Origin of the sequence: Kitasatospora humi (genome assembly GCF_020907985.1) — a bacterium.
Classification (GTDB): Bacteria; Actinomycetota; Actinomycetes; order Streptomycetales; family Streptomycetaceae; genus Kitasatospora; species Kitasatospora humi.
This window is the reverse complement of the sequence record NZ_JAJJPA010000001.1, coordinates 447,026-461,751: the sequence shown is the minus strand read 5'-3', so window position 1 is coordinate 461,751 and position 14,726 is coordinate 447,026. Positions and strand designations below refer to the sequence as shown.

Here is a 14,726-nt window from a genome sequence, read left to right as displayed (position 1 = left end):
GACTCGCCGCCCGTTACGCCCAGCTGGAGTGCAGCGGCTTGCCCTCGGCGTAGCCGGCCGCGCTCTGCACGCCGATGATCGCCTTCTCGTGGAACTCCTTCAGGGAGGCGGCGCCCGCGTAGGTGCAGGAGCTTCGCACACCGGCCACGATCGAGTCGATCAGGTCCTCGACGCCCGGGCGAGCCGGGTCGAGGAACATCCGCGAGGTGGAGATGCCCTCCTCGAAGAGCGCCTTGCGGGCCCGGTCGTAGGCGGACTCGTCGGCCGTCCGGTTGCGCACCGCGCGAGCCGAGGCCATGCCGAAGCTCTCCTTGTACTGCCGGCCGTCGGGTGCGGTCTGCAGGTCGCCCGGCGACTCGTAGGTCCCGGCGAACCAGGAGCCGATCATCACGTTGGAGGCACCGGCGGCCAGCGCCATCGCCACGTCGCGCGGGTGCCGCACGCCGCCGTCCGCCCAGACGTGCTTGCCGAGCCGGCGCGCCTCGGCGGCGCACTCCAGCACCGCGGAGAACTGCGGGCGGCCGACTCCGGTCATCATCCGGGTGGTGCACATCGCGCCCGGGCCGACGCCCACCTTGAGGATGTCCGCGCCCGCCTCGACCAGGTCGCGCACGCCCGCCGCCGACACCACGTTGCCGGCCACGATCGGCACCTGCGGGTCCAGCGCGCGCACCGAGCGCAGTGCGGTGAGCATGCTCTCCTGGTGCCCGTGCGCGGTGTCCACCACCAGCACGTCCGCACCCGCGTCGATCAGCGCCTTGGCCTTGCCGGCCACGTCGCCGTTGATCCCGACGGTGGCGGCGATCCGCAGCTTGCCCGCCGCGTCCACGGCCGGGGTGTAGAGGGTGGCCCGCAGCGCGCCCTTGCGGGTCAGGATCCCGACCAGCTGCCCCTCGGCGTCCACCACCGGGGCCAGCTTGCGGTGGCCCTCGCCGAGCGCCTCGAAGGCGGCGCGCGGGTCCACGCTCTCCTCGAGCACCGTCAGGTCGCGCGACATCACCTCGGACAGGCTGGTGAACCGGTCCACGCCCTGGCAGTCACCCTCGGTAACCACGCCGACCGGCTTGCCGTCCTCGACCACCACCAGCGCGCCGTGCGCCCGCTTGGGCAGCAGCGCCAGCGCATCCGCCACGGTGGCCCCCGGGGTCAGCGTGACCGGCGTGTCGAACACCAGGTGCCGCTGCTTCACCCACCCGATGACGTCGGCGATCACCTCGGTCGGCAGGTCCTGCGGAATGGCCACCAGTCCGCCGCGCCGGGCCACCGTCTCCGCCATCCGCCGCCCCGCGATGGCGGTCATGTTGGCCACCACCAGCGGAATCGTGGTCCCGGTCCCGTCGTGCGAGGCCAGGTCCACCCCCTGCCGGGAACCCACCGCAGAGCGGCTGGGGACCATGAAGACGTCGTCGTACGTCAGGTCGTAAGGCCCCGAATAACGGTCGTCGATCGTGCCGGTCTGGGAGTTCAAAAAACGCATGGGAGCGGGCTCTCTGCCTTCGGGAGGGTAGACCTCGGGTGCGGGAGGGGGCCGGTCGGCCGAGCGCACTCGGGCGCCCTGCACCCAACCGTCGAGTCTCATCGATACCCGGCTCGAAAGCCAGTTCACCCGCCAACCTTGAAGATCCACACAGCGCTCGGCGAAGGCGTGCCGACACACCTTGTAGGAAGACACAAACCCGCTGAGGCGGTCGATCACCGGCGGCGGTCTCCGACGCGCCCGATCGGAGCCGGGACCGGGACTTCACCCGCCTGGAGGTCCACCCGCCTGGAGGTCCACCCACCTGGAGGTCCACCAGCCTGGACATCCGGTCGTCGAACCGGCGCCGCGGCTCGTCCGCCCTCTCCGCCTGCCGGAGCGCGGCGACGGCGACGGCCGCCCGCCCGACGAGGAGTGCGCGCTGCTCGTCAGCGTGCCGCAGGGTCCGAACCGACCGGAACGCACTCCGTTCGGTTCCACCGGCCCGTCGGGTGTCCTGATCCCCGCGAGCTAAGATCCACCACGTGTGAGGCACACGAACGAGCATGCGGCGGTCAAGGGGAGCGGGGAAGCATGGAGATCCGGTTCGGCACCGATGAGCCCTTGACGGGCCATCAGCACCTGGATCCACGGGCGACCGTGCAGCACGCGCGCTCCGGGCGGGGATGACACTGAAGAACGACTACGCCCGGCCCGGCCGCGCCACTGACAAGACCCCCGACGGGGAGGCCTCACCGTTACCCGCGCTGCTCCCGGAGGACGCGCGGCGGCGGTGGTGGCGCCGCGGACGGTGGGAACTGCTGCTGCTGGTGTACGCGGCCTACGACGGGAGCCGGCTGCTGGCCGGCGACAACCGCTCGCAGGCACAGCAGCACGGACGGCGTCTGCTCGCCATCGAGCGGGCGCTGGATCTGAGTCCGGAACACTGGCTCAACCGCGCCTTCGCGGAGCACTCCTGGCTGGGCGCACCAGCCGACTACGTTTACTCCCTGCTGCACTACGCGATCACGGCGGTGGTACTGATCTGGCTGTGGCGCTACCGCCGCGCGCACTACACCCACGCCCGCACCTGGCTGCTGCTGACGACGGCTCTGGGGCTGGTCGGGTTCGTGGCGTTCCCGACCGCGCCTCCACGACTGCTCGACAGCTCGTCGGGGTTCGTGGACGTGCTGGCCCAGCACGCCTCGATCGGCTGGTGGAGCGGCGGCGGGGTGCCGAAGGGGCTCGCCGACATGACCAACGACTACGCGGCGATGCCGAGCCTCCACGTGGGCTGGGCCCTGTGGTGCGGACTGCTGATCTTCCGCCACGGCCGCAACCGCGTGATACGACTCTTCGGTCTGATCTACCCGCCGACCATCGCCGTCGTGGTGATGGGTACGGCTAACCACTATCTGCTGGACTGCGTGGCCGGCGCCGCGGTGACCACACTCGGCCTCCAGGGCACCGGGCCGGCGATGCGGCTGGGCGCGTGGATCGGTGCGAAGCGAGCGGCCGGCTGATCGTGACCGAAGGCGACGCCCTCGCACGGCGTGGGCGGCACGGTCGGCCAGGGAGCGGTCTGCGGGTCGAATGCCCCAGCATGACAGCAGGACAACCGAGCACGCCACACCAAGGAAAGCCATCATGCGCACTCTGATCAGCACCGCGTTCATCTCCCTCGACGGCGTCGTGGAGGGTCCCGGCGGCGAACCCGGCTACCGCAACTCCGGGTGGACCTTCAAGGACATCGCGTTCGTCCCCGAGGCGTACGAGATCAAGGAGCGGGAGCAGCAGGAGTCCACCGCGGTCCTCATGGGCCGGACCAGCTACGAGGCGTTCAGCCCGGTGTGGCCGGCCATGGCGGAGTTCGCGCGCTACAACACCATGCCGAAGTACGTCGTCTCCACCACGCTCACCGACGACCGGCTCGTCTCCGACTGGGGCGAGACGACCATCCTCCGCTCTCTGGACGAGGTCGCCGCGCTCAAGGAGACGGACGGCGGCCCGATCATCGTCCACGGCAGCGCCCGGCTGAACCACGGCCTGTCGGACGCGGGTCTCATCGACCGCTACCACCTGCTCGTCTTCCCGCTGCTGCTCGGCGCCGGCAAGCGACTGTTCAGCACCACCGACAAGGACGCCCAGAAGCTGGAGCTCGTGGAGCACGACGTCTACCGGAACGGCCTGCAGAAGCAGGTCTTCGACGTCGTCCGCTAGAGCCGGCTCCGGTCAGCCCGGGCGCCGCCGCCCAGGTCCTCCTCAACGGCGGCGCCCGGGTGCTGAAGGGCTGCAGGCCCCGGCCCGGCTGCAGGCCCCCGGCCCGAGGGACGGTTGGGGGCCGGGCAGAGGGGGCCTGACGCCCCGGGGGCCGCAACCGTGGCAGAAGTGGGCGTGGCAGAAGTGGCAGCCGTGATCAGGTGTGGGAGGCCAGCTCCACCTCCGGGAGTTCGGCCAGCTCCGCCTTGGTCAGGCGCACGTTGACCAAGCCGCCGCGCCAGTAGGTCTCCCGGATCGGTATGGCAACGGTCTTCTTGCCCCACAGGTGGCCTTCCTGGAGGAGCACGTGCGTCACGCCGTGGTCGCGGGGGTCGACCACCAGGCCCTGCACCCGACCGATGGGACCGTCGGCGGCCTCGACCCGGTCGCCGCGCCGGACCTGCACCTCACCGGCGGGAATCCGGTCGTGCGCCACTACCGTCGGCTCGGCCTGAGGCGTCAGGAGGGCGGGGGTCAACCCGACGGTCCCGGCCCCGAGACCGTAGTACGGCAGCAGCAGCGCCTCCTCCTGACGGTAGCCGGACGGGGTGGGGCCGCCGGCGGTGCCACCGGGGAGGTAGTCGGTCTCCTCGACGGGTTGGAGCCGGTCCAGGCGATCGAGGGTGCAGCGCAGCCGGATGCCTCCCTCGGTGTCCGCGGGCGCCCCGTTCGCCGGCTCCTCGACCAGGTCGACCGGCACCAGGCGGTTGTCCACCACCAGATGGGTGACCTGACTCGCCAACGGATCGATCACCACGCGGTCCAGTCGGCCGCAGTCACCATCGGCACAGCTGACGTCGACTCCGATCCTGTACGGCACGGGCGTGTTCATCGCAACCTCCAGACGTCGGGTTCCCTCGCTCTCTTCGCCCCCGTCTGCCCCGGAGTTCGTGTCGCACACCAGCCCGCCGCCGGGGCCGCCGCGGACGCGATCGGCCCGCTACTGCTTCGGACTTCGGGCTTCGGGCTTCGGGCTTCGGAAGGGCATGGCTCGGCGCGGTGTTGAACGGATCAGCCGCCAAGCCGCCTGACGGTGCCTCAGTGGTGGACAACCGTGCGTGCCCGTCGTCGATGGCATTGCCCCTGCGGCGCCCCCGCTGCCGCCGTTTGTTAGGAATCCGGTCGCCGGGGCAGGCGAGCTCCGCGCCACGAAGCGACAAGTGGGGAGGGAGACGATCCACGATGTTGTGGCTGATGTTGGGCGTCCTCGGCGGTTACGGTCTCGGTGCGGCTCTCACCGCCCGGGTGGTGTTCGAGCGCAGCAGAGCCGGTTTCCTCGACGGCGCGGCCACCAGCCGCTTCCGACGTGCGCGGGCACTGGCCGATTTCGAGCGGCACGAGCGCCATCAGGTCGAAGTGATCGCGCTGCTGTCCGGAGTGTGCTGGGTCGTGGCGGTGCCAGTGCTGGTGCTCAAGCACGCCGTGACGGACCTGCTGTTCGCCCGCCCCGTCGGCGTTCCGGCCGAGCGGCGGTGCGACCAGGACGTGGCCGAACGGATCGACGAGCTGGAACGGTCCCTCGGCATCGGTGCCTACGCCGGCGAAGGGTCGCTGCCCCGGCCGGAAGGACCGCCTCAGCGGTTGCAGGGCCGCCGCCCGCCCCGGCCCTGACCCGGTGGCCTCATGGCGACCACGGCGACCAAGCCGCCCAGCTACCAAGCGACCAAGCACACGGTCCTGGGTGGGCTGGCCGCCTCCGCAGGCTCCGCGGGATCGCCGGCCGGTAGCGGGCTACCCATCGAACGTCGCCCAACCCCGCGCACGGTCCCACCCGGCGAGCGACCGACGGTCCGGGCCCCCGGGCACCGGCGGCGGACTCACGGGCCAGGCACGTACCGGCAAGAGGCTCACTGGGAGGTGCCGGAGCCCGGGAAGCCCGCCGGGGGAGGCTGGTGCCGTTCTCCGGCCGGCGCAGCGAAGCCACGGGCGACCATCGGGCAGGCGTGGGAGTTGACGCGCCGACGGGCCGGCGGGCCGGCATGCGGAAACGCAAAGGCGCCGCTCGTTCTCCCGGCGCGGGGGACGCGGCAGGTGCGGCGGTGGCAGTCGGCCAACGCCGGTACCGAAGACCGGCGTTGGCCCCTGGGATGGCAGTGCTGCTTCGTGACCGCCCGCGCACCGGCGGGCGCTGCCCCTCGACCCTCGACCCTCGACCCATTCGCGCCGAACCTGACAATACGTCAGCTCGTGACAGCTTGGACCAACTGGATTCCAGCGGAGGCTACTTGTGGGAAGGCCTAACGCCACCCGCTAGGCGGACAGGGCCTCGCGCAACATGGTCAGGGTGCGGGTGAGGAGCCGCGAGACGTGCATCTGGGAGATTCCCAGCTCGCGCCCTATCTCGGCCTGGGTGAGGTCTGCGGAGAAGCGCAGGGAGAGGATCCGCCGCTCGCGCTCTGGCAATTCGGCGATCAGCGGCTTGAGGCTCTCCAGCGCGAGCATCTTCTCGTACTCCGGCTCCTCGACGGCGAGCCTGGCCGCCAGGGCGGAGTCCTGGCCGCCGTCGTCGTCCGCAGCCGGGGCGTCCAGCGAGTGGGCGGTCTGCGCCCGGGCGGCGACGAGTCCTTCCACGACCTCGGCTTCCGGCAGCTCCAGGCGCTCGGCCAGTTCGGCGGCAGTGGGCGCCCGGTCGAGGACTTGCTCCATCTCGCCCGAGACCTTGGCGATGCTGATATGCAGCTCCTGGAGCCGACGCGGCACATGGACCATCCAGCTGGTGTCGCGGAAGAAGCGCTTGATCTCGCCGGTGATCGTCGGGATCGCGAAGGTGGAGAACTCCACGTCGTAGGACGGGTCGAAGCGGTCGATCGCCTTGATCAGCCCGACGGTTCCGACCTGCACGATGTCCTCGACCGACTCACTGCGGTGCCCGAAACGGCCGGCGCAGAACCGCACCAGGGCCATGTTCAGCTCGATCAGGGTTCCGCGGACGTAGGAGTACTCGTCGCTCTCCTCGTCCACAGCGCGCAGCCGGGCGAAGAGCACCTTCGAGAGTTCGCGCGCATCGGCCGGGCAGACCTTCGTCAGGTCCCCCACGTCAATGCCCAACTGCGTCGCGAGCGATCGGAGCTCGGGCGCACTGGCGACGCGGGGAGCGGTGGTGGGCGGATCCATGGTCACGGTCACCGGCATTTTCCGCTCCTTCGGTTTCGATGGGTGGCTACTCGTCGGTCCACGGTCCTACGGACGGTGATGGGCGAACGGTTGCCCCCCACCCTCGGAAGCAATCCCGCCTTCACGGAATCTTCTCCCGCATCACGCACTCCCCGCGCGCCGGCAGCCAGTGGGGCCGCCTGGTGCACGGATCCAGGCCTCGACCAGACGCGCCACCGGCGGGTCGTGGCAAACTGGCGGTCGCGCCGCATTCGAGTGCAGAGGAGTGCCATGCCCAGCAATCCCGCCGAAGGAACCGGAGCCGCCACCAACCGCCTGACGGTGGACATCCGCGTCCAGGACCGAAGCGTCGTCGTCTCGCCCGCCGGCGAACTGGATCACGACAGCGTCGCCCTGTTGCACGAACGCCTCACCGATGCCCTGGCCCGTCCCGGCACCGATCGTCTCGTGGTGGACTGCCACGGCCTCCTCTTCTGCGACTCCACCGGCCTCAACACCCTCCTCGCTGCCCGGCGCGAGGCCCATGACGCCGGCGATGCCCTGATCCTGGCCGACCTGCAACCCCCGGTCGCCCGGATCTTCCAAATCACCGGGGCCGACACCGTGTTCGACATCCGCCCGGATCTTGACGCGGCCATCACCCGGTGACGCACCCCGTCCGGGTGTCCAGTCCTCCCTCAGTGGGCAGACGACCCCCGGCGACCGATTTCGCCGCCGCCGCACAGCCGTCGAAGCGAGGACAGATGAGAGCGAGCGATCCGCGGACCAGCGACCAGCCGGTGCTGCCCTCGCTTGCCGCGCACGGGCAGACCCGCCGACTCACCCTGACCGGCGCCGCCGGCACCGTCGGCTGGTGCCGCGACCACACCCGCCGAGCGCTGCACGACTGGGGCTGGCTCCCCACCGACGACCCCGATCAGCAGGCCCGCGCCGATGACGTACTGATCGTCGTGTCCGAACTGGTCACCAATGCCTCCCGGCACGCCGGCGGACCCGAACAACTCGTGCTGCACGCCACCCCCCGTCTGCTGCGCATCGAAGTCATCGACCGACTCGTCACACCGCCGCAACCCCGTCAGCCGCATTCACCGGGCCGAGTCGGCGGTCACGGTCTGTACACCGTCGCCCTCCTGGCCAGCCGCTGGGGCACCACCCCCCACGACGACCTGCCGGGCAAAGCCGTCTGGGCCGAATTCGACATCCCCGACAGCCGCACCCCCGCCTGACTCTGCCGGCCTGGCCAGGCTCCTGGCCTGGCCAGGCCGGCAGGCGGGCGGGCCCCGGCTGATGCGCGCGGGCCGGTGGGCACGCCCCCTGCCGCAGGCACCGCACCGGAGCCCTCACGCTGGAAGTGCCACGCCGCAGACGCCGTGGGAGGGCCCGGGCGACTGCTGCCCCGTCGCTGCCCCGTCTCTCAGTCGGGCCATTCGCCAGTCAGTCGGCGCACTCCGCTCGCACCCAAGCGGTCCACGATCGCCTTCATCAGGGCGAAGACGGCGCCTTGGAGGGCAGCGGCCAGCAGCACCTCCCGCCAGCCCCGATGCTGGTCCGTCGCCGCTGGGGTCTTCTCCTCGCCGGCCACGGCCTTCCAGACCTGCTTGACGACCGCACCGGCCACCACCCCGCCGAGCCCGCCGGCCATCAGGGCGACCGGCTTGTAGACGACTTTGGCGACGCTCATGACTCTCACCTCACCTTGCGAACCGGAACCCGGACATCGCGGGCTCCGGACGCGGCTACCCGTTCACGAGCCGATGAAGCAGTGCCGGCTGCAACCGAGACCAGCCGCAGCCGAGGCGACTGGGCGCGGAGGCCCGGCTCTGGCAGCACCCTGTGGTGGTGCCCCGAACGTCCGGGCGGCGGCTGCCGCCACGGCGGATCCGCCGACGGGCCCGGGACCGCGGCGGGTGTGGTGGCGCAGTGGACGGGTAGCCGGGAGTCATGGGACACGAATCGGCGCACCCATGCGGCCGGGCGGTCCGGACACTGGCGACCGTCGCGCTTTCGACACCTGACGGCGGATGCGAGCGCAGCGTCTTGACGCCGGTCGGCGGCGGCCCCTGCGGGTGGCCCGCGCCGCCCGCGCCGCCGCTGCGGTGTGGAGCGGAGCCCAGGTCCGCCGGCCGGAGTGCGCCGGTTCCAACCGGCCGCGTGTCTGACCGGATATCCGCCCGAACGGACGAGAGGATGCCGTCATGAGCACCCCTGACGAGAACGACACCCAGGAAGTCGGCGAGGAGACGCGCGAGCGATCCGCGGAGCAACGGGACATTTCAACGCCCACTCCGAAGGACGTGCGGGCCAAGGCCGAGGACGACGACGAGCCGGAGCCACCGGCGGCCGACGTTCAGGCGCCGTGACGGGCAGCCGGCATTCGGCCCACACGAGGCCGTTTCCTGCGCTCGGCGCGTGGGCATGCGCCGAGCGCAGGAGAGCCAGGACAGGAGGTGGCAGGTCATGCCGGGCCGCGAGGAACTCCCCTCGACGCTGGAGCGCTCGTCCGAGGACGCCCAGCGCACGTGGATCAAGGCTCATGACTCGGCCGTCAAGCAGTACGGCGAGGGTGAGCGGTCGCACCGAGTCGCGTACGGGGCGCTCAAGCACTCCTTCGAGAAGGTGGGCGACCACTGGGAGCGAAAGGAGCACGGGCACAGGGGGCCGTCCGATCCCCAGTCCGCCCGGCCGCGGCAGCTCGGCGGTCGCAGCGGAGAGGGCGTCGACGAGCGGGCCAGCAAGGCCCACGTGTACCAGCTCGCCCAGCGGTTGGGGATCGAAGGGCGATCCACGATGAGCAAGCGGCAACTACTGGAGGCCGTTCGCAAGGCCAACAGGCAGACCACCCGCAAGGCGAGATAGCACGAACGGGTGACCTGGAGCGGATCCGCGGCGGATCTGCGGACCTGCTCAGGAAGCCCCCACCCGGGACCTGCTCAGGATGCCCCCACCCGCTGCCGCCAGGCCGCCGCCGGTTCGTTGTTCCGGCGCCCGGCCCGTTCGCCCAGCAGGGTCAGTCGGGCCAGCACGCCGCCGTCATGCCGCTGCGAGGCCCGGGAGCCGGGCACACCACGCTCGGGGGCGGACCCCGGCGGCGGCAGCAGGCGCGCGGTCACCGACAGGAGCCGGGTCATCGTGGCCGGAGCGAGACCGAAGGCACGGACCGCGACCTTGGCGGCCGGAGTGAGCACCAGCTCCGGGCGGCCGCGCTCCGCCGCCTGGACGATCGCGCGGGCGGCCCGTCGGGCGTCCATCGAGAGCAGCGGCAGCGAGCTCGCGACGGCGAACCAGGCGTACTCCCGGGCGGCCTGGCCCGCGAACTCCGCCGCGTTGTACGACCCGGTGCGCATCAGCCCCGGCACTACCGTGGTCACGCTGACGCCCTCGCGGGCCAGTTCCGCGCGCAGCCCGCTGGACAGGCCGGTGAACGCGAACTTCGCACCCACGTAGGGCAGGAGGTGCGGAGCCGGGATGCGGCCGCCGAGCGAGGTGACGTTGACGATGACGCCCCGGCGGCGTTCGCGCATCTGCGGCAACGCGGCCAGGATCAGGCGCAGGGGCACGGAGTACATCAACTCCCAAGCGGTGCGGTAGTCCTCCTCGTGCAACGCCGCGACCGGGCCGACCTGGATGATCCCGGCATTGTTGACCAGCACGTCGAGCTCGCCGTACCGCTCACGCACCGCATCGAGCAGGCGCTCGGGCGCGCCGGGTTCGGTCAGGTCGCAGACCACGGCGGTGACCTCACCGCCTTGCTCTCGCAACCGCCATTCCGCTTCGGCGAGTTCGAGGGGGTCGCGAGCGCAGAGCACGACCCGGCAGCCGCGGGCCACCAGTTCCTCGGCGATCAGCAGTCCCAGCCCGCGGGATCCTCCGGTCACCAGCGCGTTCCGTCCGGTCAGGCGCATCGGCCACATCAGCGGGCCTCCCTTCCCATCGTGATCGTACGGGGCGGCTGCCCGGGGCCCCCGAGCCCAAACGGGTCGGTTCGCGCCGCCGAAGGGTGCTCGGGCCGCCGGGCAACGGTGCCCAGCCGAAAGGGTTTTGGATCCGGCCGGACCGGACAGCCGCCGTCAGGAAGGACCCGGGTGTGCGGCCGGCACCGTGCGTCCGGGACAGGACAGCCGACCCATGGGGGTGAACACCGTGGACTATCCCGCCTTCCTGGCATCCGTGCGCACGGCCGGAGGCTACGAGGACAACCAGGGAGCCGACCAGGCCGTGCGGACCGTCCTGGGGGTGCTCGGCGAGCGGCTCGGCGCCGGCTCCGCGGAGAACCTCGCCGCGCAACTGCCCGAGCCGGCAGCCGAGTACGCGGTTCCCGAAGACGATCAGCAGGCGGCCGGCTGGGGGATCGAGGAGTTCCTCACCCGTCTCGCCGACCTCGGCGACACGACCGTCGACGAGGCTGCCATCGACGCCTCAGCCGTTCTGGGGACGGTCGCCGAGAGCATCGACGGCGGTGAGCTCAACGCCGTCCTCAGCCGGCTCCCCACCGGCTACGCCGACTACTTCGGCCACCCCGAACTCGCTTGACCTCGGCCCGGGCGCAGGCGCAGGCCGGGACGGGCGCAGGTTCGGGCCCGGTGCGGGCCCCCGGTGCGGGCCCGGTGCGGGCCGGGTGCGGGCCCGGTGCGGGCCGGGTGCGGGCCCGGTGCGGGCCGCGGCAGGCGCCGGGCCCCGACGGCTGGGCACCGCTGCCCCGGGCGGCCCGAGCGCCTCTGCAGCAGTGCGAACGACGCCGACGACCGAACGGCCCTGCCCCGGTGCCTGGCGCCGGGTGGCCACCCGCCCGGCATCATCGGCCGGGTGGCCACCCGGCGTCATTCGACCCTTCGGCCGCCTGCGCAGGGCCCGGCCGCGCGACTCGGGCGATGATGGGGCGATCACCCCGACAAGCGCCTCGGAGGATGACATGTCGGAAAAGGCTTCGTTGGCTGGTCGGAGTGCGTCGTCCCCGATACGGCACCCAGCCGGCGGTACGGCTGCCGCCTCGGCGGACGTCGCCCCGGCGGCTGTCGCCCCGAGCGTCGGACAGTGGCTCCGGTGCTGCCCGCAGCCGTCCGTTTCGTGCCGGTCCGGCGGGCACGCGGACGACCGGGCCCGCCTCGGCGACGAGCGCCTCGCCCAGCACCACCTGGCCTTCGGCGACTACTGGGTCGGTCATGAGCCCGTCCGAGCCTGAGCGAGCGGAGCCTGACGGCGGCGAGTCCCCCGGTGGCGACCCCGCCGGGGGACTCGGCGGGCACCCCGGGTGGGGGTCCCGCCGGGCACCCCTGCCGGGGGTCTGGGCGGGCGCTCCGGCCGTCGGGGCGGTGCGGTGGTCCGCGAGTGACCAGCCGGCCCGGTCCGCCGCCGGCCGTCACGCGGCGTGGCTGCCCGTTCGCCGGGGCGGTGGTCTGGAAACCGTGGGCCGGGAGCGACGTCCGCGGCCGGCCCCTCGCCCGGAAGGTGCACCATGAAGCTGACGGTGATCGGCTGCGGGTATCTGGGCGCGACCCATGCCGTCGCGATGGCGGAGCTGGGTCACGAGGTCATGGGCGTGGACGTCGATCGGGCCAGGGTCCACGCCCTGCGCGCGGCCCGGGCGCCGTTCCACGAACACGGCTTCCAGGACCTGCTGAGTCGCCATGTCGCCACCGGCCGACTGCGTTTCACCACCTCCTTCGCCAAGGCGGCGGCCCATGCCGACATGCACTTCATCACCGTCGGAACGCCGCAGTTGGACGGCAGCGACGCCTACGACCTGTCTCACCTGCGTGCGGCCGTCGGGCAGTTGGCCTCGCAGCTGGATGGCCCGGCCCTTCTGGTGGGCAAGTCAACGGTGCCGGTCGGCACCAGTGAGGAGCTACTGGCGCTGGTGCGCCGACGCGTCCGGCCCGGCGTGCGGGTGAGCCTCGCCTGGAGCCCGGAATTCCTGCGCGAGTCCCATGCGCTGCAGGACGCACTGCGCCCCGACCGGATGGTGCTCGGGGTGGCTCCCGGCGACCGGGCCAGCGCGGACCGCTTCCGCGAGGTCTACGCCACGGTCCTGGCCGCCGGGGTACCGCTGCTGGTGATGGATCTCGCGACCGCCGAGCTGACCAAGTGCGCGGCCAACGCGTTCCTCGCCACCAAGATCTCGTTCGTCAACGCGATGGCCGAGCTCTGCGAGGCCACCGGAGCCGACGTGCGGCAGTTGGCGCGGGCGCTGGCAGCGGACCCGCGGATCGCCCCGGGTGCCCTGGCGGCCGGCCTGGGGTTCGGCGGCGGCTGCCTGCCTAAGGACCTGCGCGGCCTGGCCGACCGCGCCCGCACGCTGGGGGCCGGGGCCATCGCGGACTTCCTGACCGGAGTGGACCGCATCAACCTGGGCCGTCGGCAGCGGACCGTGGACCTGGCGGCGGAACGATGCGGCGGCTCGGTGGCCGGCCGGCGGATCGGTGTCTGGGGCGCGGCGTTCAAACCCGGGACGGACGACATCCGCGACTCGCCGGCGCTCCACGTCGCCGAGGCCCTCCACCGGCTGGGCGCCCAGGTGACGGTCCATGACCCGGAGGCGCTGGACAACGCCCGCAAGGCCTGCCCGCAGTTGGAGTACGTCGAGGACCCGGGCGCGGTCGCCGTCGACGCCGACCTGCTGCTGCTGCTGACCGAGTGGCCGCTCTACCGCCTCCAGGACCCAGTCGCACTCCGCGAGCGGATGCACACCCCCGCCGTGATCGACGCCCGCGGCTCACTGGACGGCACCCGCTGGCGCGCCGCGGGCTGGAGCTACCTGCGTCTCGGGGCCCCGCAGGCCTGACGGCGCCGGGGGCACGGCGAACCGCGACCGGCGAGCCGATCGCACGCCCTGAAACGCCGCGAGCCCCGTGCGGATGCGGAGAAGCAGCGAACCGCGCGGACCGCGCCACCGGCGGCGGACGACGCCGCGCGCCGGGGAGACCCGCTGCCGCGTAGCGCTGCGGCCCCGCAGGCCCCAGCCCACGCCGGCGGGGCACCCGCCGCCGTTCAACCGATGTAGCGCCGCGCCCGGGAGGCCCGCTGGGGCCGCTCCAGCAATCGCAGGCCGCGCTCCACCCGGGCGGGCACCTGCCGGCGTTCCCGCAGCACCCAGGGCAGTCCGGCAAGCGCATCGGCGAAGGCGCGCGCCGAGACCGCGTCCCGGGGCACGGTGCACGCCAGCCAGGCGGTGCGCAGCAGTGCCCGGCCGACCGGACGCCGCAGCCAGCTGAACCACAGGGTGTTGCGGATGCCGTGGCGGCGGCGCAGGGTCGGATCCCGGAGCGCCGAGGGCCGGTGGTGGACCGCCAGTTCGTCCGCGTACACCAGCCACCAGCCGGTGGCGGCGAGGTCGGCCGCCAGCAGTTCCTCCTCGCCGCCGAGCCACAGCCGCGGTGAGAAGCCGCCCGCCGTCCGGAAGGCCGAGGAGCGGATCACCGTGGCGCCGGCCAGGAACGATCCCAGCACCGGCCAGGGCAGGCCCGGGGGCCCGGGTACGGGTGAGTCGCGCAGCTCGGCCACGATCGGGTCCTCGACCGGGCGTCGGCCGGGGAGGTCCAGCAGGATCCGTGCGGTCACCGTGGCGACCGACGGGTGGGTGTCGAGCAGGTCGGCGGCCCGGGCCAGTGCTCCCGGCGTCCACCAGGTGTCGTCGTCGCAGAACGCGAGGTACGTCCAGTCGACGGTGCGGGCCGCGAGGTTGCGGGCGCAGGCGCCGAGGTTGCGGCCCGGCCGGAGCAGCCGCACCGCGGGGAAGTGCCGGCCCACGGCTTCGGCAGTGCCGTCCGTCGAACCGTTGTCGACCACCACCACCGGTGGCCGCTCCGGCAGTTCGCGGAGCTTGGCGAGCGAGTGCAGCAGTTCCTCGCGGCGATTGTGGGTGATCACCACGACGCCGATCCTGCTGGACGCCATCGCGGTC

General features: G+C 72.5%; 15 protein-coding genes. 9 read left to right on the top strand and 6 right to left on the bottom strand.

The annotated features are described in order from the left end of the window. Nucleotides 1-13: 13 nt before the first annotated feature. The gene (locus LN042_RS02175) at nucleotides 14-1,477 is read right to left on the bottom strand and encodes a GuaB1 family IMP dehydrogenase-related protein (protein WP_230048001.1); all 1,464 of its coding nucleotides are present in this window, start codon (nucleotides 1,475-1,477) and stop codon (nucleotides 14-16) included. Between the two features lie 665 nt (nucleotides 1,478-2,142). Between LN042_RS02175 and LN042_RS02170 the strand changes: the two genes are divergently transcribed. Further along, nucleotides 2,143-2,979, top strand: coding sequence for a phosphatase PAP2 family protein (locus tag LN042_RS02170; RefSeq protein ID WP_230048000.1), 837 nt, complete (start codon nucleotides 2,143-2,145; stop codon nucleotides 2,977-2,979). Nucleotides 2,980-3,103: 124 nt separating this feature from the next. Next, nucleotides 3,104-3,676, top strand: coding sequence for a dihydrofolate reductase family protein (locus LN042_RS02165; RefSeq protein ID WP_230047999.1), 573 nt, complete (start codon nucleotides 3,104-3,106; stop codon nucleotides 3,674-3,676). 196 nt (nucleotides 3,677-3,872) lie between these two features. On the opposite strand, the gene LN042_RS02160 is transcribed toward LN042_RS02165, so the two are convergent. After that, nucleotides 3,873-4,547 carry a hypothetical protein gene (locus LN042_RS02160; RefSeq protein ID WP_230047998.1) on the bottom strand — a complete coding sequence of 225 codons (675 nt, stop codon included), beginning with the start codon at nucleotides 4,545-4,547 and terminating at the stop codon, nucleotides 3,873-3,875. A 350-nt stretch (nucleotides 4,548-4,897) separates the two neighbouring features. On the opposite strand from LN042_RS02160, the gene LN042_RS02155 reads away from it, so the two are divergent. Next, nucleotides 4,898-5,326, top strand: coding sequence for a hypothetical protein (locus tag LN042_RS02155; RefSeq protein WP_230047997.1), 429 nt, complete (start codon nucleotides 4,898-4,900; stop codon nucleotides 5,324-5,326). A 639-nt stretch (nucleotides 5,327-5,965) separates the two neighbouring features. On the opposite strand, the gene LN042_RS02150 is transcribed toward LN042_RS02155, so the two are convergent. Next, nucleotides 5,966-6,847, bottom strand: coding sequence for an RNA polymerase sigma factor SigF (locus LN042_RS02150; RefSeq protein WP_230047996.1), 882 nt, complete (start codon nucleotides 6,845-6,847; stop codon nucleotides 5,966-5,968). 252 nt (nucleotides 6,848-7,099) lie between these two features. On the opposite strand from LN042_RS02150, the gene LN042_RS02145 reads away from it, so the two are divergent. Both LN042_RS02145 and LN042_RS02140 read left to right on the top strand, forming a co-directional pair. Then, nucleotides 7,100-7,477 carry an STAS domain-containing protein gene (locus LN042_RS02145; RefSeq protein WP_230047995.1) on the top strand — a complete coding sequence of 126 codons (378 nt, stop codon included), beginning with the start codon at nucleotides 7,100-7,102 and terminating at the stop codon, nucleotides 7,475-7,477. A 95-nt stretch (nucleotides 7,478-7,572) separates the two neighbouring features. Beyond that, entirely contained in the window at nucleotides 7,573-8,055 is a 483-nt protein-coding gene (locus LN042_RS02140) for an ATP-binding protein (protein WP_230047994.1), read from the top strand. A gap of 188 nt (nucleotides 8,056-8,243) precedes the next feature. On the opposite strand, the gene LN042_RS02135 is transcribed toward LN042_RS02140, so the two are convergent. Continuing rightward, on the bottom strand, nucleotides 8,244-8,510 hold the full coding sequence (locus tag LN042_RS02135; RefSeq protein WP_230047993.1) for a DUF4235 domain-containing protein: 267 nt from the start codon (nucleotides 8,508-8,510) through the stop codon (nucleotides 8,244-8,246). Between the two features lie 514 nt (nucleotides 8,511-9,024). Between LN042_RS02135 and LN042_RS02130 the strand changes: the two genes are divergently transcribed. Continuing rightward, nucleotides 9,025-9,189 carry a hypothetical protein gene (locus LN042_RS02130; protein ID WP_230047992.1) on the top strand — a complete coding sequence of 55 codons (165 nt, stop codon included), beginning with the start codon at nucleotides 9,025-9,027 and terminating at the stop codon, nucleotides 9,187-9,189. A 97-nt stretch (nucleotides 9,190-9,286) separates the two neighbouring features. Then, nucleotides 9,287-9,685, top strand: coding sequence for a ChaB family protein (locus tag LN042_RS02125; RefSeq protein WP_230047991.1), 399 nt, complete (start codon nucleotides 9,287-9,289; stop codon nucleotides 9,683-9,685). 74 nt (nucleotides 9,686-9,759) lie between these two features. On the opposite strand, the gene LN042_RS02120 is transcribed toward LN042_RS02125, so the two are convergent. Then, nucleotides 9,760-10,740, bottom strand: a complete 981-nt coding sequence (locus LN042_RS02120; protein ID WP_230047990.1) for an SDR family NAD(P)-dependent oxidoreductase — start codon at nucleotides 10,738-10,740, stop codon at nucleotides 9,760-9,762. Nucleotides 10,741-10,954: 214 nt separating this feature from the next. On the opposite strand from LN042_RS02120, the gene LN042_RS02115 reads away from it, so the two are divergent. Both LN042_RS02115 and LN042_RS02110 read left to right on the top strand, forming a co-directional pair. Beyond that, nucleotides 10,955-11,359 carry a DUF2267 domain-containing protein gene (locus tag LN042_RS02115; RefSeq protein WP_230047989.1) on the top strand — a complete coding sequence of 135 codons (405 nt, stop codon included), beginning with the start codon at nucleotides 10,955-10,957 and terminating at the stop codon, nucleotides 11,357-11,359. A 922-nt stretch (nucleotides 11,360-12,281) separates the two neighbouring features. After that, complete coding sequence (locus tag LN042_RS02110) at nucleotides 12,282-13,607, top strand: UDP-glucose dehydrogenase family protein (protein ID WP_230047988.1); 1,326 nt, start codon at nucleotides 12,282-12,284, stop codon at nucleotides 13,605-13,607. A 206-nt stretch (nucleotides 13,608-13,813) separates the two neighbouring features. Here the strand turns inward: LN042_RS02110 and LN042_RS02105 are convergent, their stop codons facing one another. Continuing rightward, entirely contained in the window at nucleotides 13,814-14,719 is a 906-nt protein-coding gene (locus tag LN042_RS02105; protein WP_230047987.1) for a glycosyltransferase family 2 protein, read from the bottom strand. Nucleotides 14,720-14,726 lie beyond the last annotated feature (7 nt).

Bases quoted from the DNA above. Each gene is read 5' to 3' on its own strand.
- LN042_RS02155 (WP_230047997.1), top strand. From the start codon at position 4,898: ATGTTGTGGCTGATGTTGGGCGTCCTCGGCGGTTACGGTCTCGGTGCG.
- LN042_RS02175 (WP_230048001.1), bottom strand. From the start codon at position 1,477: ATGCGTTTTTTGAACTCCCAGACCGGCACGATCGACGACCGTTATTCG.
- LN042_RS02120 (WP_230047990.1), bottom strand. From the start codon at position 10,740: ATGTGGCCGATGCGCCTGACCGGACGGAACGCGCTGGTGACCGGAGGA.
- LN042_RS02125 (WP_230047991.1), top strand. From the start codon at position 9,287: ATGCCGGGCCGCGAGGAACTCCCCTCGACGCTGGAGCGCTCGTCCGAG.
- LN042_RS02165 (WP_230047999.1), top strand. From the start codon at position 3,104: ATGCGCACTCTGATCAGCACCGCGTTCATCTCCCTCGACGGCGTCGTG.
- LN042_RS02110 (WP_230047988.1), top strand. From the start codon at position 12,282: ATGAAGCTGACGGTGATCGGCTGCGGGTATCTGGGCGCGACCCATGCC.
- LN042_RS02130 (WP_230047992.1), top strand. From the start codon at position 9,025: ATGAGCACCCCTGACGAGAACGACACCCAGGAAGTCGGCGAGGAGACG.
- LN042_RS02115 (WP_230047989.1), top strand. From the start codon at position 10,955: ATGGGGGTGAACACCGTGGACTATCCCGCCTTCCTGGCATCCGTGCGC.
- LN042_RS02140 (WP_230047994.1), top strand. From the start codon at position 7,573: ATGAGAGCGAGCGATCCGCGGACCAGCGACCAGCCGGTGCTGCCCTCG.
- LN042_RS02170 (WP_230048000.1), top strand. From the start codon at position 2,143: ATGACACTGAAGAACGACTACGCCCGGCCCGGCCGCGCCACTGACAAG.
- LN042_RS02150 (WP_230047996.1), bottom strand. From the start codon at position 6,847: ATGCCGGTGACCGTGACCATGGATCCGCCCACCACCGCTCCCCGCGTC.
- LN042_RS02105 (WP_230047987.1), bottom strand. From the start codon at position 14,719: ATGGCGTCCAGCAGGATCGGCGTCGTGGTGATCACCCACAATCGCCGC.
- LN042_RS02145 (WP_230047995.1), top strand. From the start codon at position 7,100: ATGCCCAGCAATCCCGCCGAAGGAACCGGAGCCGCCACCAACCGCCTG.
- LN042_RS02135 (WP_230047993.1), bottom strand. From the start codon at position 8,510: ATGAGCGTCGCCAAAGTCGTCTACAAGCCGGTCGCCCTGATGGCCGGC.
- LN042_RS02160 (WP_230047998.1), bottom strand. From the start codon at position 4,547: ATGAACACGCCCGTGCCGTACAGGATCGGAGTCGACGTCAGCTGTGCC.